Annotated in this window: 15 protein-coding genes; 11 read left to right on the forward strand and 4 right to left on the reverse strand. The window is 71.3% G+C overall.

What is annotated here, in order from left to right; all coding sequences use genetic code 11:
- Positions 1–60: 60 nt before the first annotated feature.
- From V1227_RS00105 to V1227_RS00115, 3 genes are all read right to left on the reverse strand, one after another.
- Positions 61–801 carry an SIS domain-containing protein gene (locus tag V1227_RS00105; RefSeq protein ID WP_329790339.1) on the reverse strand — a complete coding sequence of 247 codons (741 nt, stop codon included), beginning with the start codon at positions 799–801 and terminating at the stop codon, positions 61–63.
- Positions 802–988: 187 nt separating this feature from the next.
- On the reverse strand, positions 989–1,636 hold the full coding sequence (locus V1227_RS00110) for a nucleotidyltransferase family protein (RefSeq protein ID WP_329790340.1): 648 nt from the start codon (positions 1,634–1,636) through the stop codon (positions 989–991).
- 10 nt (positions 1,637–1,646) lie between these two features.
- Positions 1,647–2,471, reverse strand: coding sequence for an alpha/beta fold hydrolase (locus V1227_RS00115; RefSeq protein WP_236222509.1), 825 nt, complete (start codon positions 2,469–2,471; stop codon positions 1,647–1,649).
- 155 nt (positions 2,472–2,626) lie between these two features.
- Here V1227_RS00115 and V1227_RS00120 point away from each other — a divergent pair, with 155 nt between their 5' ends.
- The 3 genes from V1227_RS00120 to shbA all read left to right on the forward strand — a co-directional run bounded on the left by V1227_RS00120 (position 2,627) and on the right by shbA (position 4,383).
- Positions 2,627–3,298, forward strand: coding sequence for an alpha/beta hydrolase (locus V1227_RS00120; RefSeq protein ID WP_329790341.1), 672 nt, complete (start codon positions 2,627–2,629; stop codon positions 3,296–3,298).
- Positions 3,198–3,542 carry an FAD-dependent oxidoreductase gene (locus V1227_RS40485; protein WP_442916431.1) on the forward strand — a complete coding sequence of 115 codons (345 nt, stop codon included), beginning with the start codon at positions 3,198–3,200 and terminating at the stop codon, positions 3,540–3,542. Before V1227_RS00120 ends, V1227_RS40485 begins: the two co-directional genes overlap by 101 nt.
- A 145-nt stretch (positions 3,543–3,687) precedes the next feature.
- A complete protein-coding gene (gene shbA / locus V1227_RS00130) occupies positions 3,688–4,383 on the forward strand; it encodes an RNA polymerase sigma factor ShbA (protein ID WP_329790342.1) in 696 nt (231 codons plus the stop codon).
- Positions 4,384–4,386: 3 nt separating this feature from the next.
- Here the strand turns inward: shbA and V1227_RS00135 are convergent, their stop codons facing one another.
- Positions 4,387–5,577, reverse strand: coding sequence for an MFS transporter (locus tag V1227_RS00135; protein ID WP_329790343.1), 1,191 nt, complete (start codon positions 5,575–5,577; stop codon positions 4,387–4,389).
- A 51-nt stretch (positions 5,578–5,628) separates the two neighbouring features.
- Between V1227_RS00135 and V1227_RS00140 the strand changes: the two genes are divergently transcribed.
- From V1227_RS00140 to V1227_RS00175, 8 genes are all read left to right on the forward strand, one after another.
- The gene (locus V1227_RS00140; protein WP_329790344.1) at positions 5,629–6,669 is read left to right on the forward strand and encodes a carbohydrate kinase family protein; all 1,041 of its coding nucleotides are present in this window, start codon (positions 5,629–5,631) and stop codon (positions 6,667–6,669) included.
- Positions 6,670–6,901: 232 nt separating this feature from the next.
- Complete coding sequence (locus tag V1227_RS00145) at positions 6,902–8,995, forward strand: transglycosylase domain-containing protein (protein WP_329790345.1); 2,094 nt, start codon at positions 6,902–6,904, stop codon at positions 8,993–8,995.
- A 765-nt stretch (positions 8,996–9,760) separates the two neighbouring features.
- Entirely contained in the window at positions 9,761–10,528 is a 768-nt protein-coding gene (locus V1227_RS00150; protein WP_442916510.1) for a M23 family metallopeptidase, read from the forward strand.
- Between the two features lie 94 nt (positions 10,529–10,622).
- Positions 10,623–12,050, forward strand: coding sequence for an AMP-binding protein (locus V1227_RS00155; RefSeq protein WP_329790347.1), 1,428 nt, complete (start codon positions 10,623–10,625; stop codon positions 12,048–12,050).
- Between the two features lie 275 nt (positions 12,051–12,325).
- Complete coding sequence (locus V1227_RS00160) at positions 12,326–13,837, forward strand: HAL/PAL/TAL family ammonia-lyase (protein ID WP_329790348.1); 1,512 nt, start codon at positions 12,326–12,328, stop codon at positions 13,835–13,837.
- 50 nt (positions 13,838–13,887) lie between these two features.
- Positions 13,888–14,604 carry an L-tyrosine 3-hydroxylase gene (locus V1227_RS00165; RefSeq protein ID WP_329790349.1) on the forward strand — a complete coding sequence of 239 codons (717 nt, stop codon included), beginning with the start codon at positions 13,888–13,890 and terminating at the stop codon, positions 14,602–14,604.
- Between the two features lie 13 nt (positions 14,605–14,617).
- Positions 14,618–15,274 (forward strand): O-methyltransferase, encoded by a 657-nt coding sequence (locus V1227_RS00170; protein WP_236219000.1) that lies wholly within the window; start codon positions 14,618–14,620, stop codon positions 15,272–15,274.
- Between the two features lie 88 nt (positions 15,275–15,362).
- Positions 15,363–16,313, forward strand: a complete 951-nt coding sequence (locus V1227_RS00175) for an LLM class F420-dependent oxidoreductase (RefSeq protein WP_329790350.1) — start codon at positions 15,363–15,365, stop codon at positions 16,311–16,313.
- Position 16,314 lies beyond the last annotated feature (1 nt).

Below are 16,314 nucleotides of genomic sequence, written 5' to 3' on the forward strand. Positions count from 1 at the left end.
CAGTGCTTTCCCCGGTGGGAGACTAACGGCGGACCGTTCGGGAGAACCGCGTATTTCCACTCATCCGAGCTGCGGGATGCGGGTCTGGTAGTGCCTGAGCAGGTCGGCGTTGGCCGCGTCGCCGCCCTCCACGTTCGCGCTGCGCCACAGCGGCAGTTGCACACCGCTCGCGGTGGCCTTGTCGACGAGGCGCACCATCAGCAGGTTCCACAGGAACGTGGTGGCGAGGGTCGAGATGGCCGCGGTGACCGGCGCCTGCTCCGGGTAGGTGGAGTCCCCGGGCGGGACCAGGTTGTCGAGCACCACGGTCGCGACCTCGGCCAGCGTCACGCCCGCGCGGCGCGGGGCCTTGGCGCTCGACGCCACCGACGTGACGGCGACGACCGGGCAGCCCTTGCCGGCGGCCTCCTGGGCCAGCTCGACCGGGTAGGGGTTGACCCCCGAGGTGGAGAAGACGAACAGGACGTCGTGCGGCGCCAGACCCGACTCGCGCAGGACCTCGCCCGCGAGACCGGAACGGCGTTCGGCGGACGTGCTGCTGATCGCGCCGTGCATCGGGAGCAGCTCGGGGTGGTAGACCGGGCGGACGCAGGCCAGGCCGCCCGCGCGGTAGAAGGTCTCGGCGACCGCCGCCAGCGAGTGCCCCGCGCCCGCGGTGAGGAGGAGTCCGTCGGCCTGCACTGCGGCGAGCACGAGCTCGGCCACGTCGTCCAGTGCGGCCGCGTTGTGCTGTTCCACGCGCGTCAGGTGCGTGCGCACGAGGTTGCCGTAGTCGGAGCCGGTCACGGTGTCGGTCGTCATGCGGCCCAGTAGTACCTGATTGCGGAAGACCCCACCAGTAACCCGAGCACCACGAACCCCGATACGCGCGGCAACGGGACCGCTGCGGGCAGGAGGTGGGGTGGATCAGACGGCACTTCAGCTTCTGGGTGGTGCTCGCGGCGGTCTTCACGTCCGCCGGGGCCGCGCACCTCGCGCTGGCGGTCACCTACTCCGAGCTCTGGCCGGTGTGGGTGGCGCTGGCGTCGCTCGCCGTCGCCGGTGGGTGCGCGCGGGCGGCGGTGCGCGCACGCCCCTGACCCGGCAGGTCCTCCGGCCGGTCGACGTCCGCGCCGTCCGCGACGTCGGCGCACTCGACGAGACGCACGGTGCTCGCCCTGAGGTAGTCCCGCGCGCCCTGGTCGCCCGCCGCGGAGGCCACGACGCCCGCGAAGTGGTCCGAGCCGATCAGCACCGGGTGCCCGATCTCGCCGTCGTAGGTGGCGCGGGCCAGGGCTCCCGGTCCGGCCAGGCCGATCAGGCGGTGCAGGGCGTCCACCGTCACTCCCGGGGTGTCCACGGGGAGGACGACGACGGCGTCCGCGACACCGACGGCGCGCAGGCCGGTGCGCAACGACGAGCCCATGCCGGTGTCCCAGTGGGGGTTGTCGACGACGGTCACGCCGTCCAGCGCAGCACGTCGGCGCACTTCTGCGGCCTGCGCGCCGAGCACGACCACGACCGGGTCGCAGCCGGCGGACAGCAGCAGCTCCGCCGCCGACTCGACGAAGAGCTTGCCGTCCAGCGGGACGAGGGCCTTGGGAGAGCCGAACCGGCGGCCGGCTCCCGCGGCGAGCAGGAGACCGGCCACGCGCATGACGTCGAATCTAGTTCAGGTGCTCCAGGATCAGCGAGGACACGGCCTCCGGGATCTCCTCGGGGATCCAGTGGCTCACGTCCTCGACCATCTCGAACCGGTACGGCCCGGTGCACCACTTCTCGGTCTCGAACGCCGCCACCGACCCGAAGGCGACGTCCTCGGTGCTCCACACGTACATGGTCTTGACGCTGACCTTGTCCGCGGCACCGTGCGGCTTGCCGGCGCGGTACCAGTTCAACGCCGCCGTCAGCGCGCCCGGTTCCGACAGCCGCTGGACGTACTCGTCGACGTGCGAGGGGCGCACCCGCCACTCGAACATCGAGCGCAGCGCGTGGGCGTTGTTGTCGAGCATGCGCTTCTCGGTGCTGCGTTCGCGCCAGTCGAGCATGTACCGCGACCGCATCGCCTGCTCCTCGTCGGTCTGCAGCGCGGTCTTCAACGCACCGGGGTGCGGGGTGGAGAAGACGCTGAGCGTGCGGACGCGTCCGGGGTGCTCGATCGCGGTCCACCAGGCGACGGCGCCGCCCCAGTCGTGGCCGACCAGGTCGAACGTGTCCCAGCCCAGCGCGTCGGCCATCGCGATCACGTCACCGACGAGGTGCGTGACGGTGTACTCGGAGGCCTGCTCCGGGCGCACGCCGGGGGAGTAGCCGCGCTGGTCGGGCGCGACGGCGCGGAAGCCGTTCACGCCGAGCACCGCTACCTGGTGCTCCCACTCGATGGCGGCCTCGGGGAACCCGTGCAGGAGCAGCACCGGCCGGCCGTCCTCGGGGCCGGACGCGATGGCGTCGAAGGTGCCTGCGCCGGTGGGGATGCTGAGGTGGTCGATCACGGCTGCGAACCCTACTGCGTGGGCGCGGCGGAGGCGTCCCGCAGGCGACGCACCCCGGCGGCGTCGCAGCCCGCGCGTTCGGTGTGACCTGGCTCTCATTGTCCGAGCCGGAAGACGTGGCGTCCCGAACATCAACTGTGCAACCGCATGTAGACGTGGCGAGACCGCTCGCCGGTACGAAGGCCGTGGTGCTCGTGCTGCACGGCGGCCGCGAACACGGCCAGGAACCGGTCAGGCGGCACAACCTCGCCTACCTGAGGATGGTGCCGCTGGCCAGGGCCCTGCGCGCGCCCGGTGTCGAGGTCTGGACCCTGCGCTACCGGGTCCGCGGCTGGAACGCGCCGAGCCTCGACCCCGTCAAGGACGCTCGGTGGGCCCTCGACCGGATCAGCGAGCTGCACCCCGGCGCCCCGGTCGTGGTCGTCGGCCACTCGATGGGCGGCCGGGCGGCGTTGCGCGTCGCGGGACATCCGAACGTGATCGCGGTGTGCGCGCTCGCGCCGTGGATCGTGCCCGGTGAGCCGTACGAACAGCTGCGCGGCAAGTCGCTGTTGATCGCACACGGCGACCAGGAACGGATGACGGACCCCGCGAAGTCGTTGTGGTTCGCGCGGCAGGCCAAGACGGTCACCGACCGGGTCGCGCGGTTCAGCGTCGTCGGCGACGGCCACGCGATGCTCAAGAGGGCGAAGGACTGGACCCGGCTCGTCGTGTCGTTCGTCCACGGTGAACTCGGGCTCGAACCGGTGGCGCCCGACATCGCGAACGCGATGCGGGAGGCCTCGCCGCGAGGCCTCGACGTGCCGTTGGGAGGTTCGCGTGGCTGAGGTCGCCGTCATCGGAGCGGGGGTGGCCGGACTCACGGCCGCTCACGTGCTGCAGCGCAAGCACGAGGTCACGCTGTTCGAGGCCGACGACCGGCTGGGTGGGCACGCGCACACGCACGACCTGGGCTTCGACGACACGTTCCGCCGGATGTGTGAGTTCTACCTCGCCTACTCGGAGGCGGGCTTCCGCGTCGGCTACCTCGGGGTGCAGCAATTCGGCATGGCCGGAAGACTGGGCCATTAGGACCACGTTCTACCCCAGTCGGGTGCTGCTCACCCCACCCGACTGGACTTCGTGGTCCTCTTGGAAGCAGCCGGTATCAAACGCCACGCTGCGGACTCTTCTTCAGTGAAGCCCCAGTGTCGCTGTAGTGGAGGAGGTCGCCGGGATGGTCATTCCCACAGCCGTGCGTACCGGTGGCGGTGTCGCGGTCCTCGCGCCCTCGGAAGGTCCGGGGGCTTGGAACCAGCCCGCGGTGCCCACGCGCCGTCGGGTGCGCCCGGCGCCGGTCTCCACCCGGTGGCTCGCCGAAGCCGAGTTCACCGATCTCGTCGACGCCGCCCTCGACGGGGACAGACGGGCGGTCGAGCACCTGCTCGGCCGCATCCAGCCGCTGATCGTGCGCTACTGCCGCGCCCGCGTCGGCGGCCGTGAGCGCACGCTCGTCTCAGCCGAGGACATCGCGCAGGAGGTCTGCGTGGCGGTGCTCGGCGCCCTGTCCAAGTACCGCTACGAGCCCGGCTCGTTCCTCGCCTTCGTGTACGGCATCGCCGCGCACAAGGTCGCCGACGCCCGCCGCCGCGCCGTCCGCAACCGCGCCGAGGTCGTGCCGGAGCTGCCCGACTGCCCGTCCCTCGACGCGGGCCCGGAGCAGCACGCGGTCAACGGCGAGATGATGGCCCAGGTCACGCGCCTGCTGCACAAGCTGCCGCCGCGCCAGCGCGAGATCCTCGTGCTGCGGGTGGCCGTCGGGCTGTCCGCCGAGGAGGTCGCGCTGGCCGTCGAGTCGACGCCGGGCGCCGTGCGGGTGGCGCAGCACCGGGCGCTCGCCCGGATGCGGGAGATGATCGCCGAAGAGGGCTGACGCCTACCGCGGCACGGTGGTCCGGAGGTCGGTGAACGCCGCCACCACGGCGGTGACCAGGATCAGCGCGCCGAACAGCGCCAGCGCCACCCCGGCACCCGCGACCCCCGCGACGAACGCCCCGAGCACCGGGGCCGCGGGGGTGACCGCGCGGGTGAAGAAGGTCAGGACGGCGTCCATCCGCCCCATCAGCTCGTCGGGCACCATGGCGGTGAAGACGGAGTTCACCGAGACGTTGAGCAGCGGTGTGCCGATCGCGGTGAGCATGAGCGGCACGAACGGCCACCACGCGCCGAACGGCAGCACCATTGCGACGTTGCACGCGCCGAACAGGGTGAGCACGGCGACCAGGAGCCGGCCCGGTGCCGCGGTGACCCCGGGCGAGAGCACGGCGCCGAGCACACCGCCCACGCCGATGCCGGTGAGCACGAGGCCGACCAGCCAGTCGGCGCCGCCGCGTTCCTTGACGAGCGCCATCACCGGCAGCAGCCCGGCCGACCCGAGCAGGTTCAGAGCGAGGAAGACCGCCACGAGGTTGCGCAGCCCGCGCCGGCGCCACAGCCAGCGCCAGGCGTCGCGCAGGTCGTGGTGCATGCGCTGACGTGGCCGCTCGCCGGCCCGCGGCGGGATCTTCGCGCACCACGCGCAGACGGCCGCGACCAGGAACGACAGCGCGTCGGCGAGGAACGGCACCGCGCGGCCGAGGCCGAAGAGCAGGGCGCCGAGCGGCGGGCCGGCCAGCCACGCGACGTGACCCCGCGCCTCTTCCTGCGCGTACGCGGTCTTGAGCTGCTCGGGCGGCACGACCGCTTTGACCGCCGCGGTGCGCGCGGGGCCAGTGAACGCCGTGCAGGCGCCGTCCACGGCGGCCAGCACCACGAACACCAGGACCGAGTTCGCGCCGGTCACGACGTTGACCGCCATCGCGGCGACGGCGACGGCCTGAGTGGTCTGGCTGAGGACGAGGACCTTGCCGCGGTCCCAGCGGTCCACCCACACCCCGGCGGGCATCTGGGTGAGCACCAGCGCCGCCGTGCGCACACCGGCGACCACCCCGGCCCAGAAGATCGACCCGGTCACCGCGTAGAGCAGCAACGGCACGGCGACCGCCGTGAGCTGCGTGCCGAGCTGCGAGACGGCGCCACCGAACCAGAGCAGCTGGAACTGGACGTTTTTTCCGAGCGGAACCCCCATGTGCGCCGTTTCCAACGCATCGGTCCCGGCGACGGGTGGCAAGGTCTACCCATGGCTGATCCCGCGGCTGCCCCCGACTACGACGTGCTGCTGACCGGCACCGTGTTCCTCGACATCATCTTCACCGGCCTGCCCCGCCCGCCGGAGCCGGGCACCGAGGTGTGGTCCGAAGGGCTCGGGTCGTGCCCGGGCGGCATCGCGAACCTCGCGGTCGCCCTGCGCCGGCTCGAGCTGAAGACCGCGCTCGCCGCGGCGTTCGGAGAGGACGCGTACGGCGACTTCTGCTGGGACGTGCTCGCCGACCAGGAAGGCGTCGACCTCTCCTACTGCCGCCGTTTTTACGGGTGGCACTCGCCGGTGACCGTGAGCATGGCGATGGAGCGCGACCGTTCGATGGTCACGCACGGGCACAAGGCGCCCATCGTGGCCGACGACCTCTTCAACCCGCCGCCGCCCGCGCGTGCGTGCTTCGTGCACATCCAGGCCGAGGACGAGCAATGGGTCCGCACGGCGAAGGAGAACGGCGCGAAGCTCTTCGCCGACATCGGCTGGGACCGCACCGGCGCGTGGTCACCCGAACTGCTGCGGCGGCTCGACGGCTACGACGTCTTCCTGCCGAACCACGTCGAGGCCCAGGGCTACACCCGCACCGACACGCCCGAGGCCGCCGCCCGCGCGCTGGCCGAGCACGTGCCCGTGGTGGTCGTCACACGCGGTGGTGCCGGGGCGGTCGCCGTCGACAGCGCGACCGGTGAGTGCGTCGACGTGCCGGGCCTCAACGTCGCGCAGCTCGACGCGACAGGCGCGGGCGACGTGTTCGGCGCCGGGTTCGTGATGGGCACCCTGGCCGGGTGGCCGCTTGAACACCGGGTGCGGTTCGCGAACCTGTGCGCCGCGTTGTCCGTGCAGCACTTCGGCGGTTCGCTGTCGGCACCCGGCTGGGGGGACATCGCGGTGTGGTGGCGGACGGTGAGCCGGCGGCCCGACGAAGAGCTGTCGCGCTACGGGTTCCTCGACGACCTCCTGCCCGACCACGCGGGGGTCGAGGTGCGCAGGGCCAGCCCGACGATCGGCCTGCGGCTGCTGCGGTAGAGCCACCCGCCGGCCGCTCGTGCCGTGTCCCGGTGGCGTCGATCACCACCGGGCCTTTCGGTGTCAAGTCCCGGCCGGTGGGGAACCCTGCGACAATCACATCGAGTCATCCGGTTGAAACAGTCGATCAGCGGACGCAACCTCCTGGGCCTCTCGCGCGACTTAGTACACAGAGATCTCTGGGGTTTTGTTCGGAAGGAGTCGCGGGTTGTTCGCCGCACGCGCGTCAGGCTTGGTCAAGTTGCTGGGGTTGTGCCTGACGGCGGGTGTGCTCCTCGCCGCGATGGTGTTCCCGTTCGTCGGAGGTCTCGGTCTCGCGTCCAACCGCGCGGCCGACACCGTCGACCAGACGTCGGGGGATCTCGCGAAGGGTGAGCTGCCGCTCGTCACCACCATCCAGGACATGAACGGCGACCCGATCGCCTACCTGTACGACCAGTACCGCATCCCGCTGGAGTCCAAGGACATCGCGGACACCATGAAGGGCGCGATCCTCGCGATCGAGGACAAGCGCTTCTTCGACCACCAGGGCGTCGACTGGCAGGGCATCGCCCGTGCCGCCGCCAAGGCCGGTGTGGACGGTGGCGCGACGCAGGGCGCGTCGACGCTGACGCAGCAGTACGTGAAGAACTACATGGCGTTCGTGCTCGGCGCCGACAACGAGCAGGAGGCCTGGGAGAAGGCCACCGAGGCCACCATCGGCCGCAAGATGCGCGAGGCGCGCGTCGCGTTGCAGCTCGAGCAGCAGATGAGCAAGGAAGAGATCCTCACCGGCTACCTCAACATCGTGCCGCTGGGCAACCAGACCTACGGCGTGGGCGCGGCGGCCAAGGCGTACTTCAACACGACGGCCGACAAGCTGACCGTCCCGCAGGCCGCGCTGCTGGCCGCGATCGCGAACCGCCCGTCGTCGCTGAACCCCGGCGCGTCCCCGGACAAGGCGCTGGAGCGCCGCAACATCGTCATCGACAAGATGCGCGAGAACGGCGCGTTCGGCGCCGACGAGACCGAGGCGAAGAAGAAGGCCGACGAGTTCAAGGCCGCGCCGCTGGGCGTCGTCGAGGACCTGCAGATCCTGCCGAAGGGCTGCGTCGGTGCCGGTGACGGTCCGATCTACGGCTTCTTCTGCTCCTACCTGCTCGACTACCTGCGCGAAGCCGGCATCACGAACAAGGAGCTGCAGCGCGGCGGCCTCACCATCAAGACGACGATGGACCCGAAGGCCACCAAGGCCGCGAAGCAGTCGGCCGAGCAGCAGGTGCCGAAGACCCAGAACGGCATCGCGAACGTCATGTCCGTCGTGCAGCCGGGCACCGACAAGCACCGCGTGCGCGCCCTCGTCGCCTCCCGCGACTACGGCAACAAGGCCGAGCTGGGCCAGGTCGCCCGCCCCGTGCCCGCCGAGGTCCTGCCCTTCGGCCCCGGCTCGGTGAACAAGGTCTTCACCGCCGCCGCGGCCATGGAGCGCAACATCATCGGCATCGACAAGCAGATGGACGTGCCGAAGGTCTACTACTCGAAGGTCTACCCCAACGGCGGCGCGCCGTGGAAGGTCGAGAACGCGGGCAACTACGGCGAGAAGATGACGCTGACCCAGGCCCTCGCGCAGTCGCCGAACACCGGCTTCGTGATGCTGCAGGAGAAGGCGGGCCTGGGCAACGTCGTCGACATGGCCTACCGCCTCGGCATGCGCGAGACCCTCCAGGGCGCGAACCGCGCGGGCGAGCCCCTGAAGGAGGACAAGTCGAACGGCCCGTCCCAGGGCGACTGGACGAAGCAGAACAACGCGGGCTCCTACACCCTCGGCCCGGGCGCCACGAGCGTCCTGGAACTGGCGAACGTCGCCGCCACCATCGTCTCCGGCGGCACCTGGTGCCCGCCGAGCCCGGTGGAGCAGGTCCTCGACCGCTACGGCAAGCCGATGCCGCTCAAGGAACTGCCCTGCGAGCAGGCCGTGAACACCGAACTGGCCAACTCCCTGGCCCAGGGCATGTCCCAGGACACCGCGGCCGGTGGCACGGCCGCCGAGGCGGCCCGCAGCACCGGCTGGAACCGCCCGGTCATCGGCAAGACGGGCACCACCGAGGAGCACAAGTCGGTCGCCTTCATGGCCGCGACCCCGCAGTACGCGGGGGCCGTCATGACCTACGCCGACGGCAACCGCCCCGAGGTGATCTGCGCGAACCCGATCCGCCTCTGCGGCGGCAGCAACGCGGGCGTCTTCGGTGGCCAGGTGGCGGCACCCACGTGGTTCAACGCCATGAAGGCGATCCACGACGGTCTGCCGGTGGTCCCGCTGCCCCCGGCCGCCGACCGCTACAAGTAACCCGCCAGCCCGGCTCGGGGCCGTCGGACGCCAGGTGCGTCCGGCGGCCCTTTGCGTTGCGCGTGGGGGAGGGCTGGAGAAGACGGGGCGAGGGCGGTGGGTGGCCGCTTTGATCAGCGGTGATGACGCAACCACGACGGCCCCGATCGCGATCGTCGGGGAGCGACGATGACGCGAGCACGCGCGATGCGGTCACCCCGAACCGGCCCATCCGGCCGCCGAAGCCTCTTCAGCCGAGACCGACTCCCCGAACCACCCCGGACACGCTCCAAACCACCCCGAACGACTTTCTCGATAAAGCGACTGACCAGTACAAACACAGAAGACCGGCATTGGTCTACTGCGCGTTGGCCAACACCTGAACCACTCGGCTACGCAAAGTAATCGTCAGTGGGCCTAATCACGTGAATGCCCTAGACGCTTGCTTCCTGTGGTGACGCGAGGTTACGTTCTGCGCCGCATGTCACGGTTCGATAACCGCAAGGACACGGATCACCCCCGAAGCGGTCCAGTCCACCACCGGGCCCCCGAAGCCCGCAGCCAGGCCTCCCGAAGCCAGGCGAAGCGCGGTCAGACGAACTCCCCCCGAGTGCATGGAGGCAAGGTTTGGCACGGCATCGTGCGAAGGGCCCTCTGGAATCAGAGGCCCCGACGCGGCCGGAGACCGAGGAGCGGACTTCCCCGATCCGCACCAAGGTCCTGCGGCGTGCGAAGGCCCCGTTGGTGGACGTCATCGCCAAGGTGGACCTCGACCGCAAGAAGGCAGTGGCGGCCGTTGTGGCCGCGGGCGCTCTGGCCGGCGCCGGGTTCACCCAGGCGATGGCCACCGTCGGTCCCGCGAACGGCATCGTGCCCGTCGCGGCGACCAGGGACCTGGCCGCGGCCATGACCGGGCAGAAGCAGGCTCCGCAGGTCCTGGACGTCCAGACGATCCACTCGGTCGACACCGGCGCCGAGACGCGCAAGCTGTTGCAGGCCGAGCAGATCCAGGCGCAGTTCCACGTTCGTGAGGCGCTCAAGTCCGCCGAGGGCGCCTACGTGAAGCGCCAGGAGGCCGCCAAGGCCGAGGCCGAGCGCGTCGCGGCCGAGTCTGCGCGCGTCGCGGCCGAGACCGCGCGCGCCGCGGCCGCGGAGGAGGCGAAGCGGCCCCGGTGCGTCAGGCCGGCGCAGGGTTCGTTCACGTCCGGGTTCGGTGCCCGCTGGGGCACGAGCCACAACGGCATCGACATCGCGAACGCCATCGGCACGCCGATCGTCTCCGTCATGGACGGCACGGTGGTCGAGGCCGGGCCCGCGTCCGGGTTCGGGCTGTGGGTTCGCGTTCAGCACGAGGACGGCACCATCACCGTCTACGGGCACATGAACACCATCGACGTCCCGCAGGGTGCGAAGGTCAAGGCCGGGCAGCAGATCGCGACGATCGGCAACCGCGGTCAGTCGACCGGGCCGCACCTGCACTTCGAGGTGTGGGTCGAGGGTGGCCAGAAGGTCAACCCCGTGGGCTGGCTCGCCGCGCGTGGCGTGAGCATCTGAGCTGATTCACCCGCACGGCCGCGAAAAGTGCGGATAGTCTCCGGCCACGTCGCCGGGCAGCAGGCCCGGCGACGTGGAACCCGGAGCCGAGCCTGTGATCTACCGCAGCCCCCTGCCGGCGGTGGCCGTTCCCGAGCGCACGGTCCCCGAGCACGTCCTGCACCGCGGTCGCCACAACGACAAGATCGCGCTCGTCGACGCCGTCACGGACGAGTCGCTCACGTACGCCGAGCTCGCCGAGCAGGTCCAAGCGGTGGCGCGAGGCCTTGTGCGCACAGGGATTCGGCCCGGTGACACGGTCGCGATCACGAGCCCGAACCGGCCGCGGTTCGCCGTCGGGCTGCACGCGGTCATGGCGGCGGGTGCGACGGCCGCGCTGATCAACCCGATGCTCACGCCGCGGGAGATCGCGCGGCTGGGCAAGCTCGCGAACGTCAGCCGGACGCTCGACCTCGACGACCTCCCCTGGGGCGGCAACGATTCCCTGCCGCCGGGAAATCCGCGCGCGCGTGCCGTGGTCCTGTTCTCCAGCGGTACCACCGGAGTCGCGAAAGCCGTCGGCCTGAGCCACCGCGCGATCGTCGCGAACCTGGAGCAGCACCGCCCCGGCTGGCGCATCGGCGAGACCGACGTCCTCGCCGCGAACCTGCCGTTCTTCCACGTCTACGGCTTCACGATCATCCTCAACTCCGGCCTCCTCGGCGGCGCCACGCTCGTGACGATGCCCCGCGGCGACGCCGGCACCTACCTGCGGCGCCTGGCGGACCACCGCGTCACGCGGGCCTACCTGGTGCCCCCGCTCGCCGCCGCCATCGCGGACCACGCCGGGCCGGTGCCGCACCTGCGCCTCGAACACGTCCTCTGCGGTGCGGCCCCGCTCGACGACGCCGTCCGCCGGGAGGCCGAGCGCAAGCTCGGGGCGCCCGTGCGGCAGGGCTACGGGCTCACCGAAGCCGGTGGCACGCACCAGACCTTCGACGACGACGTGGACTCCGACCCCGCGAGCATCGGGGTGCTCTGCCCCGGAACGGAGGCGCGCGTCGTCGAGCCGGGCACCACGATCGACGCGCCCGAGGGCGAGATGCTCCTGCGCGGTCCCCAGCTCATGGACGGCTACGTCGGTGACGAGGAGGGCACCGCGCAGGCGTTCGCGGACGGCTGGCTGCGCACCGGAGACCTCGTGCGGGTGCGCGACGGGCGCTTCCACGTCGTCGACCGCGTCAAGGAAATGATCAAGTACAAGGGCTACCAGGTGGCGCCGGCCGAGCTGGAAGCGGTGCTGCGCCGACATCCCGCCGTGCGGGACGCCGCCGTCGTCGGTGCGCCCGATCGGGTCAACGGTGAGGTGCCGAAGGCCTTCGTGGTGACGCAAGGCGACGTCACGGCGGAGGAGCTCATGGCGTTCGTGGCCGCGGAGGTGGCGCCCTACAAGAAGGTGCGCCAAGTTGTCTTCGTGCGAGAGATACCGAGGTCCGTGTCGGGCAAGATCCTCCGCAGACCGCTGAAGGAAGCGGATCGGTGAAGTGCCCGAGGTGCAAGGGGTTCGGCCGGTCGGCGGCCGCGGACCCGGCGCCGTGGTCAACATCTCACGGCGCGCACCGCGGTTCACCCCGGTGGAGCAGTCCGGTGATCATTCGGCCCGAACCGTGCACGGAGCGTTCGGGCACCTCGGTATCGGCGTGAACGCGCCACGGCACAGTTGAGAATTGCTCCTCGTTCACCTACACAAGGCCCTTCCTCGCCGACTGGTCAACGGGGATCGTCGCGAGTGGCTCCCCACAGTCCTCAGGAGGCGTCGTGCCTGTCGGAACATCCCCTGCCGCCGTGAACCTGGCCTCGGCACTCGAACCCGCGCACCTCGAACTCGCCCGTTCCCCGCTGCACGTCGAACTTCCCGGCGACGTGCGCGAGCGGGTGGCGCGCTGCCGCGAGTTCGTGCTCGAGGTCAGCGGGTCCGGCCGCGCTGTCTACGGCGTCACAACGGGTTTCGGTCCGCTCGTCGAGTTCGAGGGCCGCGCGGACGGCGCCGGCCAGAGCGACAACACGATCCTGCACCACATCGTCGGGCACGGCGAGCTGCTGCCGCCGGCGGTCGCCAGAGCGGCGGTCCTCGCGCGCCTGTTCTCGTTGGCGCAGGGGCGGTCCGGCGTGTCCGAGCTGGTCGTGGACTCGCTGACCGCCATGCTGGACAGCGAGTTCGCCCCCGCGGTGCCACGGCTGGGCTCCGTCGGCGCGAGCGGCGACCTCCAGCCGCTCGCCTACGTGGCGCATGCGTTGCGCGGCAACGGCAACGCCTTCTTCCGAGGTCAGCTGCTCCCGGCGGGAGAAGCGCTGGCCCGTGCCGGCCTGGAGGAGCTGACCCTCGACGGCCGGGACGCGCTGGCGCTGGTGAACGGCATCTCGGTGACCGCCGCGGCACTCGGGCTCGCCGTGGCACAGGCGGTTCGCGCGCGCCGCACGGCGGAGCTGCTGTCCGCCCTGATGACCGACGTCCTGGGCTGCGGCACGGAGTTCACGTCGGTGCGGCTGCTGGCCGCGTTCGGGCACCCCGACGTGGCGGACACCGGCGCGGCGATCAGGACGTGGCTCGAGGGCAGCACGCCGTCCGGTGAGCGCCCGCTGCAGGAGGCCTACAGCATCCGGTGCACGCCACAGCTGATCGGCGCGGTCGCCACGAGCGTGCGGCACGCGGACGAGGTGGTGCGCCGCGACCTCAACGGCGTGAGCGACAACCCGCTGTTCTTCCCGGAGACCGGCGAGGTGGTGCACGGCGGCAACTTCTTCGGCCAGCCCAGCGCCTTCGCGGCCGACCAGCTCAACGTCGCGCTGGTGCAGCTGGGCAACCTGGCCGAGCGCCAGCTCGACCTCCTGGTGGATCCCCGGCGCACCGGCGGGTTGCCACCGATGCTCAGCCCGCTGCCCGGTCAGCACCACGCGCTGCAGGGCGTGCAGATCTCCGCGACGGCGACGGTGGCCGCGATGCGCCGCGCCGCCACACCCGCCTCGGTGCAGAGCCTGCCCACGAACCTGCACAACCAGGACGTCGTCCCCTTCGGCACCCAGGCCGCGTTCACCGCGCTCGACCAGACGCGGCTGCTGCGCCACCTGCACGCGGGCCTCGCGGTCGCGCTGCGCCAGGCGGTGCACGTCGGGGCGCGCCGTCCGCAGGCACCGCGGCTCGCCGAGGTCCTCGACCGGATCGCGGACGAGGTGCCGCCGGTCGTGGAGGACCGGCCGCTCGACACGGCGCTCGGCAGGGTCGCCGATCTCCTCGACACCGTTGCGTCCGAAGTGGAGGGTGCGCGATGAGTGCTCCTGTCCGCCTGTCCACCTGGGGCCACACCTGGGTCGACCTGCCCGTGCTGCGCCTGCCGATGCCGGGGGAGGAGCTGATCCCGTGCGCGAACGGCTGCTACCAGCTGCCCATCGCGATCACCGCGCCGGAGGACCCCGTCGACCGCGCGGTGCACCGGTGGTTCCTCGGTCACCACGGCGCCTTCCTGGTCTGGAGGTTTCTTTCGGCTTCACTCGATCGGCTGACACGCGAGCCTGATTCGCAGCTGGTCCGCCTCACTGCGCTTGGATACGACGCGTACTCGGCGATGCTCGCCTATTCGGGCAGTTGTTCCCGTGAGGTGTACGAGGACGTCATCAGGCCGATGATGGTGGCGTTCGACCCGGCGTTCAGCGGGCGGTGGGCGCGTGACCACGAACCACTGCCCGGCCTGCTGCGCCGGGCGCGCGCCGCACTGGGGCCCGTGGCGGCCGCACCGCTCACCTCCGCGAGCAAGGCGAACCTGTTGGCACATCAGGAGGTCATGCGCAAACTCGTGCCCGACGGCCATTCGCTGCTGCGCGAGTCGGGCCGTGCGCGCGTGCCCACCACCGACGCCGAGCGCGCCCGGTTCGACGAGTTCTTCCTCGTGAGCCGGGAAAACGTCTGCGTGAGCCGCTATCGCGCGCACCGCGCCGCCGTTCTGTCCGCTATCGGTCACGACCTCGCGAAACACCCGCTCGAGCCCGAGTGCGGAGCCACACTCGGGAGCAAGCTCAGGACTTTCGCCTCCCGACTATGAGAGAAGGCCGCGCGTGAACGACTTCAAGGCCGTGGTCATGACACCGCAGATCTACCGGTACGTGCGCGAACAGGCAGGTCAGCCGAGCGCGGTGCAGGAGAAGCTGATCGCCCGCACCGCCGAGCTCGGCGACTCGGCGGAGATGCAGATCCCGCACGAGCAGGCGGTCCTGCTGTCCCTGCTGGTCAAGCTCACCGGCGCGCAGACCGTGGTCGAGGTCGGCACCTACACCGGGTACTCCACGCTGGCGTTCGCGCAGGCGCTCCCGCCGCACGGCAGGGTCATCACGTGCGACCTCTCGGCCGAGTGGACGACGATCGCGGAGGAGGCGTGGCAGGCGGCGGGCGTGCGCGACCGGATCGACCTCCGGCTCGGCGCGGCCGCCAGGACGCTGGCGGAACTGCCGGAGGAACCGGTCATCGACCTGGTGTTCATCGACGCGGACAAGGTCGGGTACGTGCACTACTGGGACCTGCTGGTGCCGCGCGTGCGGCAGGGCGGGCTGCTGCTCGCGGACAACACGCTCTACTACGGCGACGCCGCGGCGGAGCAGCCGGAGGGCAACGCGGCCGCGATCGACGCGTTCAACCGGTTCGTGCGCAGGGACCCGCGGGTGGAGTCGGTGCTGGTGCCCATCGCGGACGGCCTGACGATGGCCAGGAAGAGGTAGGCCGTCGCGCTGTTGTGGGCATACCGACCGGTCGGTAGGGTGGTCTCGAAGTCAGAGACACTCCTAGAAGCTTGGGCTGGTGACGTTCATGGCTCGTTGGGGAATCACGCTGCCGCTGATCGGCGTGCCGGTGCTGGAGCACCGCGCGCTGGTGTCCGAGCTCGCCGGGCTCGGCTACACGGACGTGTGGTCGGCCGAGACGACCGGCACCGACGCGTTCACGCCGCTCGCGCTGGCCGCGCAGTGGTCCTCCGAGCTGCGCTTCGGCCCGGCGATCGCACCGGTCTACACGCGCGGCCCCGCGACACTGGCGATGACCGCCGCGACGCTCGCCGAGGTGACCGGCGGGCGGTTCGTGCTGGGCATCGGCTCGTCGTCGCCCGCGATCGTGCAGCGCTGGAACGCGATCCCGTTCGAGGAGCCGTTCAAGCGCACCCGCGACACCCTGCGCTTCCTCAAGGCCGCGCTGGCGGGGGAGAAGGTCAGCGCCGACTACGACACGTTCTCGGTGAAGGGCTTCAAGCTGGAGCGCCCGCCGGCCGGGAAGGTCCCGATCATGCTCGCCGCGCTGCGCCCGAACATGCTGCGCCTCGCCGGTCGCGAGGCCGACGGCGCGATCACCAACTGGCTCGCCGCCACCGACGTCGCGAAGGTGCGCGCGGAGCTGGGCGAGGCCGAGCTCGCCGCCCGGATCTTCGTCTGCCCGACCGAGGACGCCGACGCCGCGCGGGCGCTCGGGCGCATGCTCATCAGCACCTACCTGACCGTGCCCGCCTACGCGGCGTTCCACGACTGGCTGGGCCGCGGCGAGGCGCTGCGCCCGATGCACGAGGCGTGGGCGGCGGGCGACCGCAAGGCCGCGTCCAAGGCCATCCCGGACGAGGTCGTGGACGCGCTGGTCGTGCACGGCTCGACCGACGAGTGCCGCTCCCGCGTCGCCGAGTACCAGGCGGCCGGCGTCGACACCCCGATCATCGCGCTGCTCCCGACCGGCGGCGACCAGGTCGAGCAGGTGCGCGCGCTGGCACCGAAGGGGTAGC

This window comes from Lentzea sp. DG1S-22 (genome assembly GCF_036321065.1).
In the GTDB taxonomy this organism is placed as follows: Bacteria; Actinomycetota; Actinomycetes; order Mycobacteriales; family Pseudonocardiaceae; genus Lentzea; species Lentzea jiangxiensis.

Excerpts from the sequence above, each read along its gene's own strand:
- V1227_RS00105 (WP_329790339.1), bottom strand. The coding sequence starts at position 801 with ATGACGACCGACACCGTGACCGGCTCCGACTACGGCAACCTCGTGCGC.
- V1227_RS00110 (WP_329790340.1), bottom strand. The coding sequence starts at position 1,636 with ATGCGCGTGGCCGGTCTCCTGCTCGCCGCGGGAGCCGGCCGCCGGTTC.
- shbA (WP_329790342.1), top strand. The coding sequence starts at position 3,688 with ATGGTCATTCCCACAGCCGTGCGTACCGGTGGCGGTGTCGCGGTCCTC.
- V1227_RS00135 (WP_329790343.1), bottom strand. The coding sequence starts at position 5,577 with ATGGGGGTTCCGCTCGGAAAAAACGTCCAGTTCCAGCTGCTCTGGTTC.
- V1227_RS00140 (WP_329790344.1), top strand. The coding sequence starts at position 5,629 with ATGGCTGATCCCGCGGCTGCCCCCGACTACGACGTGCTGCTGACCGGC.
- V1227_RS00175 (WP_329790350.1), top strand. The coding sequence starts at position 15,363 with ATGGCTCGTTGGGGAATCACGCTGCCGCTGATCGGCGTGCCGGTGCTG.